The following is a 22,744-nucleotide window of genomic DNA, read 5'->3' as shown; positions in this document are numbered from 1 at the left end:
AGGTTCATGAGTGATGTAATTAAAGATTTAAGTGAGCTACGTCTGACTTATGAAAAAGGTGAACTACATGAAGATCAGGTGGATCTTAATCCACATGAGCAGTTCTTAAATTGGTTCAATCTGGCTTTAACAACGAAATTACATGAACCTTATACCATGTCTTTGGCGACCGCAGATGCGCAGGGTCGCCCACATGTACGCACCGTGTTATTACGTGGTGCAACTGAAACAGGCTATGATTTTTATACCAATTATGACAGCCAAAAAGGTTTGGATTTAGCGGTTAATCCTTATGCTGAAATTTTATTTTATTGGTCAGAGCTAGAGCGTCAAGTACGTATTTCAGGACATGTCACGAAAATTTCTGTAGACGAGTCAACGGATTATTATCATAAGCGCCCACGTGATAGTCAAATTGCTGCACATATCAGCACCCCGCAAAGTGGGGTGATTGAAAGCCGTGAATTGCTACAACAACGTTTTCAGGAATTACATGATCGTGTTGAGCAGCAAACAGAGTTGAGCAAGCCAGAGTTTTGGGGGGGGTATCGTTTAGAACCTCATTATTATGAATTTTGGCAAGGTCGTCCAAATCGCTTACATGATCGTTTGACCTATGAAAAAATTGATTCAGCTTGGCAAATACAACGTTTGATGCCTTAGAAATATGATTAAAATAAATGTCTTATTAAACTCTGTGCGTTGATAAAAAGAGATCTGTTATGATCTCTTTTTATTTTTGGTTTTTTAATCTTTTAAATAGACAATGTTTTGAGTTTCATAAATTTTTTGTCCTGAATAAGGATTATCGACCAACTTAAGTGTGACACGTGCTTTACGTCCATTTAATTCATATTCTTGATACTCATCTTCAGCGACATTTTTCATCATGTTTTCATAAGCTGAATAGTATTGGCTACAATATTTGCGGTCACCACAAAAAGTAGAAAGTTGGATATTATCAACCTGAGCAATGTCCATAGACAAATAGCAGCTATCACCACCGCAAACGAATGATTTTAAATAGACTTCTTCAGTCAATGTAGCAGGTAAAGCATGTGCATATTGCAGGCTGCATAGTCCTAATGCAAAAAGAATTTTTTTCATAGTGTCCCCGTCATAAAAAGTCTGATTGATTATTGCGAATAAATTTTTTGATACTTTACTCTAAATATCTGAATTATTTAGTATCTAAAGGAAAAATAACCAGTATATTTCGCTATTTGGTTGTCTGTAAAAATCCTGTGCTTGCTGAATGAAAATAGAACTCTTTATAATCTTGTGTAATTGAAATGATATGTGAATGTAGTGAATAAAATTATAATTCGACAACGCCCCTTACTAAGCTCTCCTCGTGTTTTTTCGCAACTACCTAATTTTGCAGCTGAAATTTTAGCAAGACGAGGGGTACAGTCAGAGCAAGAGTTAGATTTAAAACTTAAATACTTACTTGCACCGACATTGAAAGGTTTGCAACGGGCGATAGAGATCATTGATCAATGTATTGATGAAAATAAAAAAATTGTGATCGTGGGCGATTATGATGCCGATGGTGCAACCAGTACCACTTTAATGATGCTGGCACTGACTGAAATGGGTGCGGATGTGCATTATCTGGTACCTGATCGTTTTAAATATGGTTATGGCTTAACGCCTGCAATTGCTGATTTAGCATTTGTAAGCTATACCCCAGATCTGTTAATTACTGTAGATAATGGCATTTCTAGTCATGCCGGCGTAGATCAAGCACAACAACATGGTATGCAGGTGATTATTACCGATCACCATTTAACCACCAAAGCAACGCCTGAAGCAGAAGCTGTCGTCAATCCAAATCAGTTAGGTTGTGAATTTCCAAGCAAAGCTTTGGCGGGTGTAGGGGTTGCATTCTATTTACTTGCAAATTTAAGTAGTTATCGTGCTCAACAAGGTAAGTCGACTGCGAAAATGACACAGTATTTAGACTTAGTCGCATTGGGAACCTATGCAGATGTCGCAAGTCTAGATTATAACAACCGTATTTTGGTTGATGCAGGTTTAAAACGCATTCAACAAAATCAATGTCGAGTCGGCATCAGTGCATTACTTGATATTGCAGGACGTAATCCTGCCGAATTAAAAGCCTCAGATTTAGGTTTTGTGCTTGGCCCTCGTATTAATGCAGCAGGGCGCATGGATACTATGGACATCGGAATAGAGTGTTTATTGGCAACCGATGTACAAAAAGCCTATGCCTTAGCACGCCAACTCAATGATTTAAACTTAGAACGTCGTCAGGTTGAGTCGCAAATGAAGCACGATGCTTTAGTTGAGATGGAAAAATTACAATTTGATCAGAACAATTTACCCGCAGCTTTGGTCATGTTTGATGAGAATTGGCATCAAGGCGTTATTGGAATTGTAGCTGGACGTTTAAAAGAACAATTTCATCGACCAAGTATCGTCTTTGCAGCGGATAAAGATGGTATTCATATCAAAGGTTCTGCACGTTCAATTGAAGGTGTGCATATTCGAGACAGCATTGAAAAAGTAGCTGAGCAGTATCCACATTTGGTGAGTTTTTTCGGTGGACATGCAGCAGCAGCAGGTTTAACCCTAAAAAAGGAAAATTTTGAGGAATTTAAACAAGTTTTTAATCAATTGATTGCTGAATCTGATGATGAATTATTTCAGGCAACACTATGGACGGATGGCGAGTTGCCTATGGATGCTATTCAGTTGCAAACAGTTGATATTATTGAGAATTTAGGGCCTTGGGGGCAAAAATTTCCAACGCCTGTGTTTGAAGGACACTTTAAAGTTTTAGAATATCGTTGGCTCAAGGAAGCACATTTAAAACTCAAATTGGCACTGGAAAATGGGCAATCTGTAGATGCAATTGCTTTTAATGTTGCAGATCAGTTTGAGTTTGATCCAAGCAAAGAACATGTCCATCTTGTTTATGAACTGGATAAAAATCAATTTAATGGCAATGTCAGTGTGCAATTAAGAATGTTGCATCTACGACAATAAATATTGAGTTTAAATCAAAAAACCGCTCAAAGATGAGCGGTTTTTATTTCTAAGTTCGGTTGAGCTTAGAAACGATAGCCTGCACGTACGCCATAAGTATTGTAGTCATCACCGAAACCGACACGACCTTCAACACTCACGTTTTGATTTAAGAATTTCTTCGCAGAAATACCAAACTCATCACGCTCAGTGAGATCATTGTTGTAGTAGTCTGCACCAACACTTAAAGTTTTGTCTAAATACAAATCACCACGTACTTTATATTCATCTAAGTCACCAAATGCGCCATATGCTTCAAAGTTCGCATCATATTGACCGACTTGAGTGACATATTTTGCACGCACAGTTGGGTCTACACCATCGTCACCATGTTTAGCATCATAACCTGTTAAACCTAGTGCAAGTAATAAACCTGGTGCAGGTAAATAACCAACTTCAGCACCATAAGTTGTAACTTTTGAATCAATGTTCGTATTATCTACTTCAAGTTCATCACGACCAACACGACCACTTACATAAAAGTCACTGCCTGGCACGAAGTATTCAACGCCTGCACCGTATTGTGAGTCTTTTACGCCATCATTGTCTGCATAATTCACATGTGCTTTTACGTTACTTGCACGATCAAGGAATGCTGCTTCATTTAATGGTGAGTTACGTGTTTGTACTGGGTTGAAATAATAAGTTCCATCTACACCAAATTGATGTGTTGCATCAAAATCATCCCAATCAGTATAAGTATAAGAACCACCAACTTCTGCTTGATAAGCATTTGCAGTGCCTGAAACTGCGATCGCTGATAATGCGATTGCTGAAGCAATTGCTAATTTTTTCATGGATTCTTCTCCCCGCTGAAAATGTGATTTCATTGTGCCTTACATTTTTTGTTACATCTTCAGTCTAGGGAAAATTAAAATATCGTCAATCACCCTAAAGTAATAGAACTGTAATATTAGTAATGTTGTGTAATTTTTATTAATTAAGTAATTGATTTATAGTATTTAAAAACTATGTTTTGTTTTATTAAAATTATGTAGAGAGTATGTAGAAACTTAAAAATTGCTTTATAAATAAACAAAAAATGTAACAAAAAAGCATTTTAGGAATGACAAGCTTGTCTATTTTTTAAAAATCTGACCTTAGAAATGATAGCTTGCACTGACATTGAGTAGTTTCAGATTTTTATTGCAATTAAGCTCTATGGTTTTGAATTAAATGCGTTGACTACCATTAAAAATAAAGTGAAGTAGTCAAAAACTTTCACCAATAAAAGCACTTACTCAAGTCTATAGGCTCTGTGATAGAATGCCTTCGAATAAATTGTGATACATAGGATAAGGCTCGTGGAAATAAATCCATTTCTAAACCAATTAAAAGACTTAAGTGACCGTGGTCTAACACTACGGGGGTATCTTTGACTACGATCTAAAGAAAGAGCGTTTAGAAGAGGTTCTCCGTGAGTTAGAAGACCCTGCGATTTGGAATGATCAAAACCGTGCACAAGCAATGGCAAAAGAAAAAGGCGAACTCGAAAACGTCATTAACGTTTTGGAAGGTTTAGCAAATCAGCTTGAAGATGCCAAAGCAATGCTTGATTTGGCGGTTGAAGCAGATGATGAAAGTTTGCTTGTCGATGTTCAATCAGAGCTTGATTCGGCTGAAGAAGAATTAGCAAAACTTGAATTCCGCCGTATGTTCAGCAACCCAATGGATCCAAACCCATGTTATGTGGAAATTCAAGCGGGTTCTGGCGGTACAGAGGCACAAGATTGGGCATCTATGTTACTGCGCATGTATATGCGTTGGATCGAACGTCATGGTTTCAAAGCAGAATTGATGGAAGAGTCGGACGGCGATGTGGCAGGAATCAAGTCTGCAACCATTCGTGTTGAAGGTGAATATGCCTATGGTTGGTTGCGTACTGAGTCAGGTGTACATCGTTTAGTGCGTAAATCACCTTTTGACTCAGGTAACCGTCGTCATACGTCATTCTCAGCAGTGTTCGTGTCACCTGAAGTAGACGACAATATTGAAATTGATATTAATCCAGCCGATGTACGTACCGATACTTACCGTGCATCTGGTGCAGGTGGTCAGCACATTAACAAAACTGACTCTGCGGTACGTTTAACCCATGCGCCAACGGGGATTGTGGTCGCATGTCAGAACCAACGTTCACAACATGCTAACCGTGATCATGCATGGAAACAGTTGCGTGCAAAACTGTATGAATTGGAAATGAGTAAGCGTAATGAAGCAGCGCAAGCACTTGAAGACTCTAAGTCTGATATTGGTTGGGGCAGTCAGATTCGCTCATACGTACTCGATGATTCACGTATTAAGGACTTACGCACAGGTGTAGAAAACTCCAACACAGGTGCAGTACTTGATGGTGATTTAGATAAATTTATTGAAGCAAGCTTGAAACAAGGGCTTTAATTTAAAAATTTAATCAAAGCAAAGTCTTGATCATTTTTTACAATATATCTAAAAAAATCGATATTAAAATCGTAAAAATACGATATATTGCTTTTGAAGATGCTGAATCAAGCTTTGCTTTGAATTGAATATGTCTGATGAGTTGTAGGTATGGATATTGATTTAATTTCTAAAGCATTGGCAAATCCGACTCGCCGACAAATATTGCAATGGTTGAAAGCACCACAAAAATATTTGTCGGAAGAGCAGTGCGGAGGCTTTGCGCGTGGTGTATGTGCAGGAAATATTGAAAAACTTGGTAATGTTTCCCAATCAACCATGTCAAATCATTTATCTGTCTTGCAACAAGCAGGCTTAATTCAAGCGGAAAAATATGGGCAATGGTCTTATTTTTCTCGCAATGAAGCTTTAATTCAGCAATATATTGAATATCTAACTCACTCACTTTAACTTCTTACTGAAAGGAAAGTGAGTCATGAGGCAATTATGGCTGAACTTAATTCTCCCCTTGTTCTAGGCGATTTACATCTCAAAAACCGTGTCATCATGGCACCACTAACCCGTAGTCGTGCAACCGATGATCGAGTTCCAACTGCGATGATGGTTGAATATTACGCACAACGTGCCAGTGCAGGCTTAATCATTTCCGAAGCAACTGTGATTTCTGAACAAGCCAATGGTTATTTAAATACGCCAGGATTGTTTACTGATGCTCAAGTAGAAGGCTGGAAACAGGTTACTCAAGCAGTACATGGCCAAGGTGGTTTGATTGTTGCACAGCTTTGGCATGTCGGTCGTGTATCTCATCCTGATTTACTTAATGGTGAAATACCTGTGTCTGCAAGTGCTGTACAACAAGCTGGACAAGTGAGTTTATTGCGTCCAAAACGTGATTATGTGCTGCCACGCCCTTTAGACGTTTCCGAAATTAAAGCCATTGTTGAGCAATTTAAACAAGCAGCAATCAAAGCCAAGGCGGCGGGATTTGATGGTGTAGAATTACACGCTGCCAATGGTTATTTGATTGATCAATTCCTACAAAGTTCAACCAATAAACGTCAAGATGAATATGGTGGCTGTGTTGAAAATCGTGCCCGATTATTACTTGAAGTTATGGATGCTTTGATTGAGGTATGGGGTGCTGGTCGTGTGGGTGTACATTTAGCACCACGTGGTGATGAACATGACATGGGCGATGCTGATCCACGTGAAACATTTGGCTATGTGATGCAGCAATTAGGACAACGTAAAATTGCTTTCTTTTTCACACGTGAATATTTGGCTGATGACAGTATCAGTGATTATTTGAAACAGCGTTCTGGTGGCGTGCCATATATTGCGAATATGAAATTGAGCCGAGCAGACGCGATTGAATTACTTGCTTCAGGCAAAGCTGATGCCGTATCTTTTGGTAGGGCCTATATTGCTAATCCTGATCTGTACGCGCGATTAGTTAAAAATGCACCTTTAAATGAACTGGTATTCGAAAATATGATCGGTACACAAGTTGCTGAAGGATATATAGATTATCCATTTTTAAATACAGATTCTATTGCTGGATGAGTAGATTCATTTAGTTTAAGAGGATATTTTAGGATGGAATTGCTGAAAAGTAGTTCCATCAAATAATTGCACCTGATTACGTCCAGATTGCTTTGCATGATATAAAGCTTGATCAGCAAAATAAATGGCTTGATCAATACTGAGGTCAGATGTGCTTATACCAATGCCAAAACTTGCCGTAATATAAATCTTTTTATCATCATTGAGTTTTAAAGGTTGATTCTCAATAATTTTTCGACATTTTTCAGCAATCTCAAATGCTTGATTTACTGTGATTTGTGGTAATAATAAAATAAATTCTTCACCTCCATACCGTGCAACAATATCAGTTTTACGCACAGACTGTGATAAAGTTTTTGCAATATGAATCAGTGCAGCATCTCCTACATGATGCCCATGAGAATCATTAATTGTTTTAAAATGATCCAGATCTAATAAAATAATAATATAAGACTGTTGGTTTTGTTGTAACTCACTCACTTTGTTATTAAAAAAACGGCGATTATATAACTCGGTTAATGGGTCAATTTGACTGATTTTTTCAAATAAAGATTCACGATAACGCCATTGAAATAAAAGTAATTCAAAAAATAATAAACCTGCAACCAATATAGGAATGATAAAATAAACCATACTATAAACCCAAAAATCATTATGATAAACAAAGCTATTTAATAATTTTTGGCTAAAAATTGGTGCATAAGGAATTGAGTTTTGAGTGGTAAAGTAAATCAATGAAGAAAATGAAGATATAGAAATAAATAGATTTAAATAAACAATTTTTTGGTTAAATAAAATCAAACCCACGCCAGTTACACAAACACTGGTAAAAACTGTGGCAGGACTATAAATCCCAACCAAATAACCATCTAAAACTAAAATCAGAATAAATGTTGTTACGATTAGATAGCTAAACCAATGGTTTACCCATTTTTTATTATAGTTTTTAATACTAACAAATGTTAAGAGCAATAAGCAGGCAATAGAAAAAAGGTTGATACTGAGTTGGCTTTTAATTAAAGCAATGTTGACCCACTGCCATAATGAAGGTGTCATTATGATATAGACTTTCCACATAATCCATAAAATATGAATCAGGATTGCGAGCACTAATACCAAAATACATTTTTCAATATTGCTCCAATTCATAATAATGTTGGATTGTATATGGCTGAATATTCGTTTAGCTAAATTACTCATATAAATTATTTTGAAACCATAACGTAAACTTTGATATATTGATTTTAGTATTAAGCTTTAATCTCAATTGATTTATATAACCATTTTATTTAAATCTATGTGTCATTAAAATAACATCAGGTACTGATGCACCCATCTTAACAACACAATAGATAAACCGATAAAATTTTATTAACATGTTTAAATAAATATTTCAATGATTATCTTTAATCTTAATTTGATAAAATTCAAATTAGAATAAATATATCCAATATTATTTATTTTTAATCCTAAAATTTTATTTACTAGAAAGATTAAGATACCTAAATTATAAACTAAAAAACCATAATTTTAATAAGTGTTTTTATGTATAAATTATTTTTTATGAAAAATATAGTTAAATTTTGAAGTGAGATGTCTAAACAGTCAATTATAAATAACTGACTGTTATAATTTAAATGTAATATTAAAATAATATAACTATAATAAAATATTATTTTATGAATTAATCCCGATCAAGTTGATGCGCAAATTCAGCAATATCTGCCAAGGCTTTTTTAGCTTCATCAAACCACGGACTAAACATTTGGAAATTATGCCACCTGTATAGAGTTTATAGCTAACATCTACATCTGCTTTTTTGGCTTTTTTCTCAAAACGAATAGCATCATCCATTAAGATTTCTTTTGAACCTACTTGTACCAACGTTGGTGGTAAACCCTCAAGATCATCAAAAATTGGTGAAATTTCAGGTATCGATGCGTTGATTTCTTTAGGTACATAATAGTTAATACCTGCCTCAAGCGCTTCTACAGACAGTAAAGCATCATGTTTTTGGTTATAACGTAAAGACTCACTGGTCAAGGTTAAATCTAAAAAAGGTGACATTAAAATCAAACCACTTGGCATGCGTTTCGGGTCTTCTTTTTTTAATTTCAGTGCCAAAGCCAAAGCCAAGTTTGCACCACAAGAATCACCTGACACAATAATATCTTTGGGTTTTACGCCTTGGTCAATCAGCATTTGATAAATATCATAAATAGCATCACTTGCTTCTGGATAAGGGTGTTCAGGCGCTAAAGGATAATCGACATGTAATACTTGCATTTGTGTACGAACAGCGATTTCAGACAAAAAAGCACGATGAGTTTTTAATGAACCTACAAAAAAAGCACCACCATGAATATGCAAAATCATTTGTGTGGTCTGATCTTGGGGTTTGATTTCTTCTGCATGAATTCCTGCAATGCGTAATGCGCGAAACTCAACATTTTTAGGTTGAGGGAAAACACGTGTAAGTTGCTCAATTGCAAAACGTAATGCAGTAGGTGGAAGGTTTAAACGACTTGGCATTTTAAAGCTAGTTTTTAAAATAGCTTCAGTAACGAATTGTTTCATTAATGGGTGAATCTTCATGCTTTTTCCATTTTGTTTGCTTTTTACTATTTTTATAGGTTGATTAATCAACATTATTTACAAGGCTACACCAAATAGTCACATTGAAAAATTGCATATTTGTTGCAACTTTTGAATACTATCATATGTCAATTGTGACTAGGGAAATCAAAAAAATGAAAAAAATTGCACTAATGGTCGGATTGCTTGCTGCAACAGCATTCGCCAATGCAGCAGACCCACTTAATGGTACAGTATGGAAAACCATTGATGATGAAACCAAGCAAGCAAAAGCTGTGGTGAAATTTACTGAGCAAAAGAATGGTACGCTTTCAGCAACCATTCAAAGTGTTTTAACACCAGGTGAAGAAAATGCTTGTAGTAAATGTGAGGGGAAATATCATAATAAATCGTTGAAAGGTGTCACGATTGTTTATGGTTTAAAGAATGTCAATGGTAAATATGAAGGCGGTACGATTCTAGACCCGAAAAATGGCAAAACCTATAAACTGAAAGGTGAACTTGCAGGCAATAAACTCAACCTGCGTGGTTATATGGGCGTTGCAGCTTTAGGTCGTAATCAAACTTGGATTCGTGCTAACTAATCAAAGTAAGCGTAAATCAATGATTTTTAAAAAGCCTGATTTATAATTGGGCTTTTTATTATCTATTACAAAATCAGTATTTAAATTTGATATAAACTAAAACAGCCATAATCCGTACGTACTGCAACTAGCTCTCCAATAAATTGTAGATGTGCAGAGCGAACGAGATGCTGTACTCTAAAGCTTCCTATAAGCTTTTCTTCAATCAAATCAATAATGTGAATTTCATGTCTTTGTAGAATAGCCAGTCGAGATTGATTTTGATTGAGACAAAATCCATTAATTTGATTTATATAGGGCGCTAAAGATGCTTCAAAAAACGCTTCCTTTTTCGTTGTTAAATTGATTTTGCGTAAAGACCATGTACCATATTTTTCCCAAAACAAAATGCTTTGATTGTTTTGGATAAATTGCATGTCATTTAGCATCTCAAAATCAAGCGTCAAATTTTCTAAGCATTTTCCAGATTGTGCGGCTATGATTTTGATTTTGCTCACTTCATCATGTAGTGCAAGCAATCTTCCATCAGCAGACAATTGTCCACAACATACCATATTGCCATTGACGATATTTAAGGCGTGCTGATCCTGTTGTAAAACATTATGTTGAGTATCACAAATATAAAAATTTTTAGCGTCTGCAAAAGCAATGTGATTTGATGCAACGCTCAGAAAGCTAAAAGGCTGATCTTGATTTTGACTAAGTTGTTTGAATGTCGCATATCTGAGTGAATAAGCAAAAATTTCATGGTCTAAATTAAATAAAATTTCTTGCGTAGCTGCCTCATAATACATCTTCCAGACCAATGCTTTGGGAAGAGAAATTTCATTGAGAATACGTCCCTTATGATCAATCTGTAGAACAGCACCTTGTAATTCTTGTTCTGTTCTGCTGTCTTTTTCATCTTTATAAATAAAAATGCCATTTTCTGTAGCTACAAAAGCTTGTGCACCTGTATAAACTTTACTGACATGTAAATGTAAAAGTGCTTCTCCAAATTGGACTTCTGAATTGCTCAACACATAACCTTTTTTTAGAAATTGCCATTCTTTCTTAAATAAATTTTCTTGAGCCTCATTTACGCTGCTAAATTCTTTGTGTGTCGTTTTTAATTTTTCGGCTGTGCCTGTTTCACTGATGAGGGTTTTATTTTCAACACAAAGGTTTAAAATTTTTTGATTTGAATAATCAATTAGTTGTCGTGTATTTGTCATTCTTTTTCCTTTTTATTTTCATAGATAGAGAATATTCTCAGTGAAAATATTCTCTTATTTAATTTTAGAATGATTTTGTTTTTAGAGCGATTTTAAGGCTTTGATCTTTTCCTCATCAAAACCTACAACATATGTACCATCTTTTTCAATAATAGGACGTTTGATCATGCTGGTGTGAGTGACTAAAGCCTGAATTAGATTATCTTGGTTAGAAAGAGCATCTTGTTGTTCTTGTTCAGATAATTTCTTCCAAGTAGTCCCTTTTTTATTAAGTACAATGTCTTGACCCAAATGATCTAACCAAATTTTTACTGTTTCAGCAGTAATGCCTTGTTTTTTATAATCATGAAACTCGAAGGGCAAAGCCAACTCACCTAATAGATCAAAGGATTTTTTCATTGAGTTACAGTTTTTGATCCCATAAATTTTTAGCATAGCCTACATTCTCATCTTCAATTTTAAATACACGCTATTTTAGCCTAGCAAAAAAGACAGCAAGATTGAACTGCTATAAAATTTACAAAATGAAAATAAACACTGTCATAAAAATGAAAGATTGATTGTTTATATTGAGCAGTATAGAAAAAAGAAAGCTGAATAAAGATTCACAACGAAAAAACTTGAGAATAATAAAGAAATGGTTTAAAAAAGAGAAAACCCGCATCTAATCATCCTGACTATGCGGGTCTCAATACAACGTCCAATGTCAAATCCATTAAAAATATAAACTTGCGTGAATATTTTCTTTTCGTCCTACGGCGTCCTATCCCTTTGTTGTCATCCTGACCATGTCCCTGTGCCGTAAGACAATAATGCGCTTATTGGTAAAAATAAAAAATACGATAACACGACATCTCATGTACGATATTTACATATATTAAGTGAACAATTGTTCACTTAATATATCAAGATTTTCTTTAATTTAAAGTTTGTAGTCAATAATCACAGGTGCATGGTCACTAAACCATGTGTCTTTATAGACCCAAGCATTGACAGTACGTGCTTTCCAGTCTGGTGAGCAAGCATGATAGTCGATGCGCCAACCGACATTTTTAGCGCGTGCTTGTCCGCGGTTTGACCACCAAGAATAAAGTTCCGCTTCTTTGCGTACTTCACGGAAAGTATCAACATAACCCAATTCATCATAAATATGGTCAAGCCAAGCACGTTCATGCGGTAAACAACCTGAAGATTTTTGGTTGCCTGACCAGTTTTTAATATCAATGCGTTTATGCACGATGTTGTAGTCACCACAAACGATGACTGATTTATTTTCATCACGCCATTGTTTTAAAATGGCTTTATATTGTTCTAAGAAATGATCTTTACGGGCTTGTGCTTCTTCACCTGAAGAGCCAGAAGGTAAATATAATGAACAAATATGTGCGGTTTGCCCTAAACCAAGATCAAATTCAGCACTGATAAATCGCCCTTGAGAATCTGCCAACTCAAAACCTAAACCATCTGTAATGGAAACAAAAGGTAAGCGGCTATAGATCGCAGTACCGGCATAACCAGCACGTTCTGCAGGGAATAAATGGGTGTACCAACCTTCAGGACGAAATTTTTCAGTCCATTGTGCATGCGTAATGCGACTTTCTTGCATACAGATCACATCTGCATCGGATTGCTCCATCCAGTCCAGTAGACCCTTGGTAACGGAAGAACGCAGACCATTTACGTTAATTGAGACAACTCTTAAAATTTTTTGATCACTTGGATAGCTACTCTTTGGTATCATGCGCAAGTCTTACCTCTATTACAGAATTTTGGAGCACCTCATGTCAACGCCAGCTCAGTTTAACCCACAAGCTTTTATCGAACTCGCATTATCACGTGGTGTGCTTAAATTTGGTGAGTTTACTTTAAAATCAGGTCGTGTGAGCCCTTATTTTTTTAATGCAGGTTTGCTCAATGACGGTGAAGCATTATCGCTGTTAGCGCAAGGTTATGCAGATAAACTCACACAATGTAACAATGTTGAGGTGATTTTTGGACCTGCCTATAAGGGCATTCCATTTGTTGCAGCAACGGCGGTGGCATTGTCACAAAATCATGCGATCAGTGTCCCTTGGGGCTTTAACCGTAAAGAAGCCAAAGATCATGGTGAAGGTGGCGTCTTGGTTGGTGCTGCGGTTGAGGGTAAAAAAGTTTGGATCATTGATGATGTAATCACCGCGGGTACTGCGATCCGTGAAGTTGTCACTATTTTGAAAAATGCGGGTGCGACAATTGCTGGCGTTTTGGTGGCTTTAGACCGTGAAGAAAAGGGTCAAGGTCAACTTTCTGCAATTCAAGAAGTACAAAAAGAACTTGAAATTCCGGTACATGCTTTAATTACCATGACAGATTTAATGGACTATCTAGATAATAAAGGTGAAAAAGAAGCTTTGGCAAAAATGCAAGCTTACCGTGTTAAATACGGAATTTAATAGCTCAAAAAAATGATTGAGAGTAAGGAGTATTTGCTCCTTATTTTTATCAATTGGTTTGCTTCAGGTGAGTGAGCACATGTTGTTTTTAGTTTTGATTGTCATTGTGATTGTACTGGGCTTTTTTATGGTACAGCAATTGGATCAACATCGTTGGCAGCGTTATCAGTTTGAGCGCGATATGTTTTTTCGTGACCATCCATTGTTAATGCAAGACTTAGAAAATTTTCACTATGTATTGAAACTAAGCCATACGATACAGCGTAAAATCATAACTGAGCTGATGCTAAAAGCAAGCGCACAACCTGTGTATAAAAAAGTTCGTTTACAACGTTTGCCTGAAATGGGACAAGAAAAATATCACATTGATGTTTTATTGCATGACATCAAAGTTGCAGAATTAGACCGAATTTATGCTCAAAAGTTTGGAGAAAGTTTGATTAAAACGGATTTTGAGATTGGTCGTCCGATTGAAGTGTTATCGGAGATTTTAGTGATACAAAAAACTAGCAATGAACTCGTGTGTCAAATGCGTTTGAGTCTCCCGCAAAATCCTAGAGATATTGCACGATTACTTTTGCTGGATCAAAAACGCATGCAAAAAAATTAAAATAGACCGGATTATGTTTTAACAATAGACTGAATGGAAAGAGCGTTTTTAATAAACATTTCAAGCATTTTCTTCTGTAAAAATTGCGTTACTGTATAAGCTTTAAAAGAAAATTTACAACAAAAACAATTCTCCTATTGTCCTATTACTGGTATTCAGCGTATTAATTGTAGTCTAGGTCAAGCATTTAAAATTGACTACAATGTAACGTATCGGCATCGCCATGAAGATTTTGCGCAACAGTAATTTAGGATAAAAATATGACCAATACCAATTATACCGAACTTTCAAATTCAGACGATTGCGAAAAATATGTGAATAAATTTATTCAAGACTTCGAAATTCGTTCTGCTGAAATAGGCAAAGGCACAGTCATTAAACGTGCATTACCGAGTCGTCAAAAGCGCATGATCGGTGCATGGTGCTTTTTAGATCATGCAGGCCCTGTTAGTTTTCCTCAAGGGGATGGGCTAGATGTTGGACCGCATCCACACACTGGTTTACAGACATTTACGTGGATGATAGAAGGCACCATGATGCATACCGACAGTCTTGGGTCTAAGCAGTTGATTCGTCCAAAACAAGTAAACTTAATGACAGCAGGTTACGGAATTTCGCATACAGAAGTTGCACCTGAGTCAGAAACCAAAATGCATGCTGCACAACTTTGGATTGCTTTGCCTGATGATAAACTGAATATGGCACCACAGTTTGATCACTATCCAGAATTACCTGTCGTGACTCAGGATGGGGTAGAGTTTACAGTTTTAGTCGGTGAATATTTAAATACCACCTCACCTGTACAAGTGCATACTGAATTGTTAGGTGTTGATCTATTTGCAAAAGATTCAACAGCGCTTCGTATTCCACTAAATCCTAAATTTGAATATGGCTTTTTAGCACTTGAAGGTACAGCAACCATCAATGGGCATGAATTAACAGATGAGAATCTGGTGGTGCTAGAACCTGGTTTAAATGAGTTAAGTATTGAAATACATGCGGGTAGTCGTATTTTAATGTTGGGGGGTGAACCTTTCGAATCACCGATCTTACTTTGGTGGAATTTGGTTGGGCGAACTCAAGAAGAGCTAAAAATTGCACGAGAACAATGGATCAATCAAGATCCACGTTTTGGCTCTATTCCTGATTATGAAGGTCCACGTTTAGAAGCGCCGGCATTCCCAGATAAAATGCGTCCTTCAAAATAAGTTTTAAATGTTTCAAAATAAACTCAGCATCATGCTTTTCAATGGGCTGAGTTTAAAATCAAAATCTTCAAAATATTTTTAAATAGATCAGGAATATAAAAATGGCAATTATTGCAAATGCAAAAGTAAAAACTTTTCCTGAAGCATGGTCAGGTGAAGTAACAAGTGGTAAACATCAACTTATTACAGATAAGCCAGAATCTTTTGGTGGACAAGACAAAGGTTTGGCACCTTATGATTTTGTTTGTTCAGGTTTGATTTCATGCACGATGATTACTTTACGCATGTACGCACAGCACAAGGGTTTAGAGCTAGGTGCTTTTAGTGTTGAAGCGGATTTCAATGCCAATAAAGAAGGTAAAGAATGGATTGAGCGTCGTTTGTCTTTTGAGCAAGAACTTTCTGATGAGTTAAAGCAAAAAGTTCTAGATATTTGCCAAAAAACCCCTGTGACTAAAACCTTATTACGCAGTGTTGAGATCAATACCTCGATTCTTTAAATCTATCGTGGGTTGACTGAGATACAAAAAGACATCTTGTATCCCAACACGATGTCTTTTTGTAATGTGAATCCGTGATAGTCAGAGTATAAAAAATATAGGCAATAACAATGATTACACTACACCATTTGGAACAATCACGTTCGATTCGTATTCTTTGGGCACTTGAGGAACTTGGTCTTGATTATCAAATCCAATATTACAAACGACTGCCAACTTTTGCAGCACCACCAGAGCTCAAAAAGATTCATCCTTTAGGTAAAGCACCAATTTTGACAGATGCTGATTTGGTGATTGCTGAGTCCGCTGTAATTTTAGAGTATTTACAAGAAAATTATGATATTGAAAATAAATTTCAACCATCTGATTCAGCAGACAGGCTGCAATACAACTACTGGATGCATTATGCAGAAGGCTCTTTAATGCCATTATTGGTATTTAGCTTGGTGATGAATAATGTGCCAAAACATGTGCCATTTTTGATTCGACCTATGGCAAAACAAATTGTCAAAGGGGTGAAAAGTGGATTTATTCAGCCTCGATTAACTGATCATATTGCATTTTTAGAGAATTATTTAAAGCATCATGATTATTTTGCAGGTGAATTTTCTTTTGCTGATATTCAAATGAGTTTTCCACTTATGGCTTTACAGGAACGAGTCAAAGGTAAATATCCACAGCTTCAAAAATATCTCACCCGCATACAGCAACGTCCTGCTTATCAGAAAGCTAAATTAAAAAATGATGCGTTAAAATGAATCTGATATTTTTACCTGGCGCTTCGGGCAGCGTAGAGTTTTGGCAAGCGGTGATGCAGGCTTTACCAAACTATTTACAAAAATCAGTACTTGCTTATCCGAGTTTTGGTGGCTATCCCGATCATGCAGAAGTGCAAAGCTTTGAAGATTTACAGGCACATGTACTAAAACACATTCAACAGCCTAGTGTTGTGGTTGCCCAATCTATGGGTGGGATTTTTGCTGTGCAAGCCGCTTTACAAAAACCTGATTTGATTCAGGTTTTGGTATTGGTGGCAACCTCAGGAGGAATTGATTTAAGCCAGTTTGATGTAGCCGATTGGCGAGAGGATTATCAGCTGAGTTTTACTGTACCAGATTGGTTTGTAGCACATCGTTCAGATTTGAGTGAGCAACTTAAGCATATTCAATGCCCTGTATTATTGCTTTGGGGAGACAGTGATCCGATTAGCCCTATTACTGTAGGTCAATATTTACAACAAAAAATGTCAAATGCTGAATTAGTTGTGCTTGAAAATGGACAGCATGATTTGGCAAGTGTTCATGCAGATCAAGTTTCCACACTGATTTTAGATTTTATTGAAAAGATTAAATAGAAAATGCCCAATACTTATTGGGCATTTTGCTTTAACGCAATCGCAAAAATATATTGGCTTAAGCCAAGCAATCTTGTTTAGACACTAAATCTGGGCAACCTAATGGATTAAGTGCACATTTTAAGTCTTCGATTTGTTCTTGGGTTACATAACCTTTGGATTTTAAATATTCTGCCACACGGTCATCACGTAGGCTTAAGAAAGCAGCATCATACACTTCAAGGTCTACAAAAAGTGCAGCCGTTTCTAGGCTATTGAAACGATCAAGGAAAATATCATCGCCATACATCAGAAAGACATGATCATAAGCTGCATGTGTATCAACATTTAAACGCTGTGCCAAAGTCGTTGGTGAAGTTTTTACAAAAAGCAAATCAGACAACTCATCGAACTGCGTAAGATCAAGCACATCTTCGCCAGTTTTGACTTTACCTAACCATGCTTTAAACACCAATACTGCACCACCACGTAACAACATACTCCAAATTTGGTGGCGAGTTTCTTCATCTAAAGATTTACATTCATCTTTTAGCTCTTGAATCAGCAATTCTTCTTGTTGTGCAATTTTGTCAAATAAACCTAAACCTTGAGGTTGATAAGCAACAGGAGAAAATACATCAAATTTTAGATCTTCGAACACTTTGAGTGCCAAAGGTACGGCAGCTTGATAAAGTGCATTTAAGGCATGTAACTGTGCATCATCGAGTTTGCTATGTGGGAAAACTGCTGTCCAGTCAATTTCAGGCAATATCGCATTAACACCATATTGACGGTGGAATTGTTGGGTTTGGTGAATACCGTGAGGAACTGCTTCTGAAATATTCATGGAAAACTCCTATTTATAAAATTTTGTGTTTGCATCATTCCTAATGCAAATTTATCTAACCAATATTTAGGATTTATGATTTATCTAAGATGCAATAGGAATAAGACTAAAGTATAATGCTGTGATTATATTAGAATATAATTATTTAAAATCATTTATTTAGGTTATTGTAACCAAGTGTACAAGTGTATAGTAATAAATTTGATTGAATTTGCCATAGAAAACCTGTTTGTGAAATTTTTGGTCAATAGATTTTGCCTAAATCATCAATTTTTTGATCACTTTTGCCTAAATGCAATAAAAGTGCGGTCATTTCACTTAAAAAAAGCGCTTAAAAATTTATTTTTAAGCGCTGTAAATGTATCAAAACATATCTTAGCGATGATTCTTACTATATTTGGAGATTTTCAAGCCTGATAACCAAGAACGTAATGATGCAGGTTTAAGGGGCTTTTTCAGTAGTACAATATTTAAGTCTTTTAAATGTTGTGGTAACTCAGGATCGGAGTCTGCTGTAATCAATGCCACAGGAACATTTTCCTGACGATTTTGAACAATAAAATCTAAGCCCATTTTATTGTTGTTTAGATGTTGATCGACCAACCAGACTTGGATATTTTCTTGTTGAATAAGTTCTAAGGCCTGTTCTGGTTCGGTCGCCTTAAACACTTGATAACCCCATTTGGTAAGTAAGGTGTTCATTCCTTCTAAAATGGTTTCATCATTGTCCAAACATAAAACTTTATAGGCTTTGGTACGCAACGGTACAGCTTGTACAGGTGTGGCAACCACTTTCGGTGCTTCTACAATCGGCACTTCGATCATAAAGCAAGAGCCTTTGCCGAGTTTGGAAAATACCGACACAGGGTAGTCTAATAAACTGGTCATGCGTTGCACAATCGCCAAACCAAGTCCTAAACCTTGTTCACCCCAAGGTGAGGTATGTCCACAACGTTCAAATTCTTGGAAGAGTTTATTGAGCTGTTCTTCGGCAATGCCGGGTCCAGTGTCCCACACGCCAATACGAATATGCTGTGGATGTGATGCTGAACGCAATACACCCACAATAACACGACCACTAGCAGTATAACGCAGTGCATTACTCACAAAGTTTTGAATAATACGACGAATCCATTGCGGGTCAGTATCAATCCAAAATTGAGCATCGTGTACTACTAATTTGATATTGCGCTGTGCAGCGATGGATTTGAACTGAAGTTCTAGGTCACTAAGTAAATCATGCAATGGATAGATTTGGCGTTTCGGTTGGATTGTTCCGCCTTCTAAACGGGCAATGTCTAAAAGTGCCGATAACATGCTTTCTGCACCATATAAGGCACGGTCAAGTTGTTGTAGGGTTTTACGGTCTTCATCGCTTTGCACGCTTTGTTCAAGGGCTGTACTAAATAAACGTGCAGCATGCATCGGTTGTAATAAGTCATGACTCGCTGCAGCAATGAAGCGACTTTTTGACATATTGGCTTTATCCGCTTGTTCACGAGCCAACTGTTGTTCTGCAAGCGCATTTGCCAATTGTTGCGTACGGTCAGAAACACGAGCCTCAAGCACCGCTTCATTTTCACGGAATGCAGTAATGTCGGCAAATGTGGTGACGAAACCACCGCCTTCAATTGGATTGCCTCGCATCTGGATAACCCGACCATCTTTACGAATCCGTTCGAACTCATGTGCGCTACCGACTTTCATCCAATGAATCCGTTTACGGACATGTTCTTCGATTGAGCCTGGACCACATTCACCACGTTCAGCGTTATAACGAATCAAGTCAGCAATTGGGCAGCCGACGTAAACCAAATCTTTTGGATAATCAAAGAGTTTTAGATATTGATTATTCCAAGCCACCAAACACATATTTTCATCCACCACACTCACGCCTTGAGTCATGTGGTCGATCATGGTCATGATCAAGTTTTGGTTAAAACGTTGCCATTGTGACGCTTGATCCAGAATGTTTGCGACTTGTCCAAGTGCTAAACCGTTATTGACCATCGCTGTGGTGAGCAGAGTACGAGCAGATGCTGCGCCAATGGTTCCAGCTAAATATTGTTCAGTAAAGCGCCACCACATGCCATTGGCACTGCTATTTTCATTCAATACCACATTATTCATGATACAAAATTGACGAAAAGCATGGATGGTGGGGCCTTCACCTGTAATACGTTTGGCTAAGGCAATCAAATCGCCTACTTTTAATCGAGCCACATCATGATTTAAATAACTGATGTCAGTCGAGGTATTTTGTGCAGGTAAGGGCTTGGTTTCATAATAGAAGAAACTTTCTGCCTGAATTTGCTCTGCAACGGATGGACGATAAATCCGAGAAATCCAAATATATAGGGTAATGTTCAGACCTAATGCCCATATCACGCCATGTGTCAGTGGGGCAAATGATTCAAAGCCAAACAATGCTTCAGGACGCAACCATTGAATATCGAATGGTCCATACATTAAAAGCTGCTGGGCGAACTGACTATATTCTGTAGGTAAACTACGTAATACCGTTGGTAAAAGCAGGGTATATGTCCATAAAATAAAGCCAACTACCAAGCCTGCATACACACCTTGTCGACTACCACCACGCCAGTACAAACCACCGATCAAAGCAGGTGAAAATTGTGCAACCGCACTAAAGGCAAGTAAACCAAAAGTGGATAATTGATCAATATCATTAAAAAAGTGGAAGAATAAAAAGCCTAAAAACATGACCGCAAGAATACAAATACGGCGTGTAAATTTTAAAACTTGAGGCAAGCGTTTGTCATGACGTGAAAGTAGATTCAAACGCCAAAGCGCAGGCATGATTAAGTCATTACTCAGCATGATTGACAGCGCAACCGAAGACACCAGTAACATCCCAGTAGATGCAGAAAAGCCCCCTAAAAATGCCAATAATGTCAGCCAATCCTGTCCATAACTTAAAGGCAGTGAAAGCACAGCAACATCGGGAATACTTAAATAAGCAGGTGCCGCATGTAACGCCCAACTAGCAATCGGAATAATCGCAATAATGGTTAAAATTAAATAGGTTGCAAACCAACGTCGTGCACCACGAATATGTTTTTCATCACGTAATTCAACCACAGCAACGTGGAATTGACGAGGTAAACAAATAATCGCCAAAGCTGCAAGTAAGGTCTGAATCCAGAACGTTTCAGGTACGCCAAATAACTGCACTTCATGAAAAGTTTTCGTTACGTCTTTGGAAATTTGTATTAAATTGGCTGGATTTTCAAAGATAAAAAAGAAAGCCACACAGAGTAAAGCAAACAGTTTGACGAAAGATTCAAATGCCACGGCAAGCATCAAACCGCCATGTTGCTCAGTATTGGCGATTTGTCGAGTACCAAACATCATGGCTAAAATAGCAAGTACAGCCGTTAAGCCGAGTACACCATTGGTGGTGGTAGAAATGACTTGAGTATTATGTTCAAGCATGACCGAAGCACTGAGGGCAATGGCACGTAACTGTAGCGCTAAATACGGAATAATGGCGATGACAGCAAGAATAGTGACCAAAGATGCCAGCGTACCGCTTTTACCATAACGTGCCGCAACAAAGTCAGCAATCGAGGAAATCGCATGATGCTGACGTACTCGACCTAAACGTCGCCAAATGTCATAGCCTAAGCCGACAAAAAGTAGTGGGCCTAAATAGATCGGCAGGAAGATAATGCCTTCACGAACGGCTGCACCTGTTGCACCATAAAATGTCCAAGAAGAACAATACACGCCTAATGTTAGACTAAAGAGAAGCATTCGCCCTCTTGTACTCAAACGACTCGCATGTTTTTCGCCAAAGAATGCACAGGCAAATAAAATTATGATGTAAAGGGCAAGAACCCCAATAATCAACCAACTATTCATAGCGACTACAGTTTAAAAATCTGTCCCTATGATAGCGCATCCATGAACAGCCACGCCTATTTCGCTCAAAATTTAACGACCAAAGTCTAAGTTACCTTTTGCCATAAGATTGTTAATTTTAGCTCATCAAAATAATGATTAAAAATTGCAATCAGTGGACTGGTGGCAAATCAAGGAGCAAGATTATGGATGAGAGACAGGTAGACGCGATTCTACAAAATCCAAAATTCAAAGAAATGGTGGCTAAGAAGAGAAATTTAAGCTGGACGTTAACTGCAATTATGTTGTTTGTTTATGTTGGTTTTATGCTTTTAGTTGGCTATAACAAAGAGTTTTTATTAACACCTGTGTCACCGGGTAGCGTGACCACTTGGGGTATTCCTTTAGGCTTAGGCATTATTGTTTTATCTTTCCTTTTGTGTGGTGTGTATTCGTACATTGCCAATAACAAGCTTGATCAATTGAATGAAGAAGCGATGCGTGAAGTAGAAGCAATTGCCCACGAAAAAGGACTACACTAAG

Annotated in this window: 21 protein-coding genes and 1 pseudogene; 13 read left to right on the top strand and 9 right to left on the bottom strand. The window is 37.1% G+C overall.

The features are described 5' to 3' along the window. The first annotated feature begins 6 nt into the window (after positions 1 to 6). Positions 7 to 663, top strand: coding sequence for a pyridoxamine 5'-phosphate oxidase (pdxH, locus tag HUS24_RS09755; RefSeq protein WP_173911850.1), 657 nt, complete (start codon positions 7 to 9; stop codon positions 661 to 663). A gap of 84 nt (positions 664 to 747) precedes the next feature. Here pdxH and HUS24_RS09750 read toward each other — a convergent pair whose 3' ends face one another. Then, positions 748 to 1,107, bottom strand: coding sequence for a hypothetical protein (locus HUS24_RS09750; RefSeq protein WP_173911849.1), 360 nt, complete (start codon positions 1,105 to 1,107; stop codon positions 748 to 750). Between the two features lie 201 nt (positions 1,108 to 1,308). On the opposite strand from HUS24_RS09750, the gene recJ reads away from it, so the two are divergent. Continuing rightward, the gene (gene recJ / locus HUS24_RS09745; protein WP_173911848.1) at positions 1,309 to 3,012 is read left to right on the top strand and encodes a single-stranded-DNA-specific exonuclease RecJ; all 1,704 of its coding nucleotides are present in this window, start codon (positions 1,309 to 1,311) and stop codon (positions 3,010 to 3,012) included. Positions 3,013 to 3,077: 65 nt separating this feature from the next. Here recJ and HUS24_RS09740 read toward each other — a convergent pair whose 3' ends face one another. Further along, positions 3,078 to 3,848 (bottom strand): putative porin, encoded by a 771-nt coding sequence (locus HUS24_RS09740; protein WP_173911847.1) that lies wholly within the window; start codon positions 3,846 to 3,848, stop codon positions 3,078 to 3,080. Positions 3,849 to 4,355: 507 nt separating this feature from the next. Here HUS24_RS09740 and prfB point away from each other — a divergent pair. From prfB to HUS24_RS09725, 3 genes are all read left to right on the top strand, one after another. Beyond that, positions 4,356 to 5,451 (top strand): peptide chain release factor 2 gene (prfB, locus tag HUS24_RS09735; protein WP_173911846.1). Its coding sequence is split into 2 segments (ribosomal slippage): positions 4,356 to 4,427 and positions 4,429 to 5,451, totalling 1,095 coding nucleotides; the frame shifts between segments, so codons are not numbered across the junction. Positions 5,452 to 5,601: 150 nt separating this feature from the next. Next, positions 5,602 to 5,901, top strand: coding sequence for a helix-turn-helix transcriptional regulator (locus tag HUS24_RS09730; RefSeq protein ID WP_173911845.1), 300 nt, complete (start codon positions 5,602 to 5,604; stop codon positions 5,899 to 5,901). Positions 5,902 to 5,937: 36 nt separating this feature from the next. Continuing rightward, a complete protein-coding gene (locus HUS24_RS09725; protein ID WP_173911844.1) occupies positions 5,938 to 7,014 on the top strand; it encodes an alkene reductase in 1,077 nt (358 codons plus the stop codon). A gap of 15 nt (positions 7,015 to 7,029) precedes the next feature. On the opposite strand, the gene HUS24_RS09720 is transcribed toward HUS24_RS09725, so the two are convergent. Both HUS24_RS09720 and HUS24_RS09715 read right to left on the bottom strand, forming a co-directional pair. Continuing rightward, positions 7,030 to 8,070, bottom strand: a complete 1,041-nt coding sequence (locus HUS24_RS09720; RefSeq protein ID WP_254433843.1) for a GGDEF domain-containing protein — start codon at positions 8,068 to 8,070, stop codon at positions 7,030 to 7,032. A gap of 628 nt (positions 8,071 to 8,698) precedes the next feature. Further along, positions 8,699 to 9,609, bottom strand: a pseudogene (locus HUS24_RS09715) (alpha/beta hydrolase). 155 nt (positions 9,610 to 9,764) lie between these two features. On the opposite strand from HUS24_RS09715, the gene HUS24_RS09710 reads away from it, so the two are divergent. Next, positions 9,765 to 10,193: a DUF2147 domain-containing protein gene (locus tag HUS24_RS09710; protein WP_173911842.1), complete on the top strand. Its 429-nt coding sequence runs from the start codon at positions 9,765 to 9,767 to the stop codon at positions 10,191 to 10,193. An 80-nt stretch (positions 10,194 to 10,273) separates the two neighbouring features. Here HUS24_RS09710 and HUS24_RS09705 read toward each other — a convergent pair whose 3' ends face one another. From HUS24_RS09705 to HUS24_RS09695, 3 genes are all read right to left on the bottom strand, one after another. Then, positions 10,274 to 11,407 carry a hypothetical protein gene (locus tag HUS24_RS09705; RefSeq protein ID WP_173911841.1) on the bottom strand — a complete coding sequence of 378 codons (1,134 nt, stop codon included), beginning with the start codon at positions 11,405 to 11,407 and terminating at the stop codon, positions 10,274 to 10,276. Between the two features lie 81 nt (positions 11,408 to 11,488). Next, positions 11,489 to 11,842 carry a Spx/MgsR family RNA polymerase-binding regulatory protein gene (locus tag HUS24_RS09700; protein ID WP_173911840.1) on the bottom strand — a complete coding sequence of 118 codons (354 nt, stop codon included), beginning with the start codon at positions 11,840 to 11,842 and terminating at the stop codon, positions 11,489 to 11,491. 487 nt (positions 11,843 to 12,329) lie between these two features. Further along, entirely contained in the window at positions 12,330 to 13,148 is an 819-nt protein-coding gene (locus tag HUS24_RS09695) for an exodeoxyribonuclease III (RefSeq protein ID WP_173911839.1), read from the bottom strand. 40 nt (positions 13,149 to 13,188) lie between these two features. Here HUS24_RS09695 and pyrE point away from each other — a divergent pair, with 40 nt between their 5' ends. The 6 genes from pyrE (at position 13,189) to HUS24_RS09665 (ending at position 17,511) form a co-directional block, all read left to right on the top strand. After that, complete coding sequence (pyrE, locus tag HUS24_RS09690) at positions 13,189 to 13,839, top strand: orotate phosphoribosyltransferase (protein ID WP_173911838.1); 651 nt, start codon at positions 13,189 to 13,191, stop codon at positions 13,837 to 13,839. A gap of 79 nt (positions 13,840 to 13,918) precedes the next feature. Continuing rightward, a complete protein-coding gene (locus HUS24_RS09685; RefSeq protein WP_173911837.1) occupies positions 13,919 to 14,449 on the top strand; it encodes a hypothetical protein in 531 nt (176 codons plus the stop codon). Positions 14,450 to 14,709: 260 nt separating this feature from the next. Then, the gene (locus HUS24_RS09680) at positions 14,710 to 15,657 is read left to right on the top strand and encodes a pirin family protein (protein ID WP_173911836.1); all 948 of its coding nucleotides are present in this window, start codon (positions 14,710 to 14,712) and stop codon (positions 15,655 to 15,657) included. Positions 15,658 to 15,758: 101 nt separating this feature from the next. Further along, complete coding sequence (locus HUS24_RS09675; protein WP_173911835.1) at positions 15,759 to 16,157, top strand: OsmC family protein; 399 nt, start codon at positions 15,759 to 15,761, stop codon at positions 16,155 to 16,157. A 110-nt stretch (positions 16,158 to 16,267) separates the two neighbouring features. Further along, positions 16,268 to 16,915 (top strand): glutathione S-transferase family protein, encoded by a 648-nt coding sequence (locus tag HUS24_RS09670; RefSeq protein WP_173911834.1) that lies wholly within the window; start codon positions 16,268 to 16,270, stop codon positions 16,913 to 16,915. Then, the gene (locus tag HUS24_RS09665) at positions 16,912 to 17,511 is read left to right on the top strand and encodes an alpha/beta fold hydrolase (RefSeq protein WP_173911833.1); all 600 of its coding nucleotides are present in this window, start codon (positions 16,912 to 16,914) and stop codon (positions 17,509 to 17,511) included. The genes HUS24_RS09670 and HUS24_RS09665 overlap by 4 nt, the downstream gene beginning before the upstream one ends. A gap of 58 nt (positions 17,512 to 17,569) precedes the next feature. Here the strand turns inward: HUS24_RS09665 and HUS24_RS09660 are convergent, their stop codons facing one another. Continuing rightward, positions 17,570 to 18,337 carry a hypothetical protein gene (locus HUS24_RS09660; RefSeq protein WP_173911832.1) on the bottom strand — a complete coding sequence of 256 codons (768 nt, stop codon included), beginning with the start codon at positions 18,335 to 18,337 and terminating at the stop codon, positions 17,570 to 17,572. A gap of 375 nt (positions 18,338 to 18,712) precedes the next feature. Then, complete coding sequence (locus HUS24_RS09655) at positions 18,713 to 22,222, bottom strand: PAS domain-containing hybrid sensor histidine kinase/response regulator (protein ID WP_173911831.1); 3,510 nt, start codon at positions 22,220 to 22,222, stop codon at positions 18,713 to 18,715. Between the two features lie 185 nt (positions 22,223 to 22,407). Between HUS24_RS09655 and HUS24_RS09650 the strand changes: the two genes are divergently transcribed. Then, positions 22,408 to 22,743 (top strand): DUF485 domain-containing protein, encoded by a 336-nt coding sequence (locus tag HUS24_RS09650; RefSeq protein WP_173911830.1) that lies wholly within the window; start codon positions 22,408 to 22,410, stop codon positions 22,741 to 22,743. The last annotated feature ends 1 nt before the right edge of the window (position 22,744 follow it).

The organism is Acinetobacter sp. Marseille-Q1618 (assembly GCF_902809855.1).
Classification (GTDB): Bacteria; Pseudomonadota; Gammaproteobacteria; order Pseudomonadales; family Moraxellaceae; genus Acinetobacter.
The sequence above is the reverse complement of the archived record's forward strand: the minus strand, read 5'-3'. Positions and strand labels throughout refer to the sequence as shown.

What these genes read in the sequence shown, in the direction of transcription:
- pdxH (WP_173911850.1), top strand. Translation starts at nt 7, where the DNA reads ATGAGTGATGTAATTAAAGATTTAAGTGAGCTACGTCTGACTTATGAA.
- HUS24_RS09750 (WP_173911849.1), bottom strand. Translation starts at nt 1,107, where the DNA reads ATGAAAAAAATTCTTTTTGCATTAGGACTATGCAGCCTGCAATATGCA.
- HUS24_RS09740 (WP_173911847.1), bottom strand. Translation starts at nt 3,848, where the DNA reads ATGAAAAAATTAGCAATTGCTTCAGCAATCGCATTATCAGCGATCGCA.
- HUS24_RS09730 (WP_173911845.1), top strand. Translation starts at nt 5,602, where the DNA reads ATGGATATTGATTTAATTTCTAAAGCATTGGCAAATCCGACTCGCCGA.
- HUS24_RS09725 (WP_173911844.1), top strand. Translation starts at nt 5,938, where the DNA reads ATGGCTGAACTTAATTCTCCCCTTGTTCTAGGCGATTTACATCTCAAA.
- HUS24_RS09720 (WP_254433843.1), bottom strand. Translation starts at nt 8,070, where the DNA reads ATGACACCTTCATTATGGCAGTGGGTCAACATTGCTTTAATTAAAAGC.
- HUS24_RS09710 (WP_173911842.1), top strand. Translation starts at nt 9,765, where the DNA reads ATGAAAAAAATTGCACTAATGGTCGGATTGCTTGCTGCAACAGCATTC.
- HUS24_RS09705 (WP_173911841.1), bottom strand. Translation starts at nt 11,407, where the DNA reads ATGACAAATACACGACAACTAATTGATTATTCAAATCAAAAAATTTTA.
- HUS24_RS09700 (WP_173911840.1), bottom strand. Translation starts at nt 11,842, where the DNA reads ATGCTAAAAATTTATGGGATCAAAAACTGTAACTCAATGAAAAAATCC.
- HUS24_RS09695 (WP_173911839.1), bottom strand. Translation starts at nt 13,148, where the DNA reads ATGATACCAAAGAGTAGCTATCCAAGTGATCAAAAAATTTTAAGAGTT.
- pyrE (WP_173911838.1), top strand. Translation starts at nt 13,189, where the DNA reads ATGTCAACGCCAGCTCAGTTTAACCCACAAGCTTTTATCGAACTCGCA.
- HUS24_RS09685 (WP_173911837.1), top strand. Translation starts at nt 13,919, where the DNA reads ATGTTGTTTTTAGTTTTGATTGTCATTGTGATTGTACTGGGCTTTTTT.
- HUS24_RS09680 (WP_173911836.1), top strand. Translation starts at nt 14,710, where the DNA reads ATGACCAATACCAATTATACCGAACTTTCAAATTCAGACGATTGCGAA.
- HUS24_RS09675 (WP_173911835.1), top strand. Translation starts at nt 15,759, where the DNA reads ATGGCAATTATTGCAAATGCAAAAGTAAAAACTTTTCCTGAAGCATGG.
- HUS24_RS09670 (WP_173911834.1), top strand. Translation starts at nt 16,268, where the DNA reads ATGATTACACTACACCATTTGGAACAATCACGTTCGATTCGTATTCTT.
- HUS24_RS09665 (WP_173911833.1), top strand. Translation starts at nt 16,912, where the DNA reads ATGAATCTGATATTTTTACCTGGCGCTTCGGGCAGCGTAGAGTTTTGG.
- HUS24_RS09660 (WP_173911832.1), bottom strand. Translation starts at nt 18,337, where the DNA reads ATGAATATTTCAGAAGCAGTTCCTCACGGTATTCACCAAACCCAACAA.
- HUS24_RS09655 (WP_173911831.1), bottom strand. Translation starts at nt 22,222, where the DNA reads ATGAATAGTTGGTTGATTATTGGGGTTCTTGCCCTTTACATCATAATT.
- HUS24_RS09650 (WP_173911830.1), top strand. Translation starts at nt 22,408, where the DNA reads ATGGATGAGAGACAGGTAGACGCGATTCTACAAAATCCAAAATTCAAA.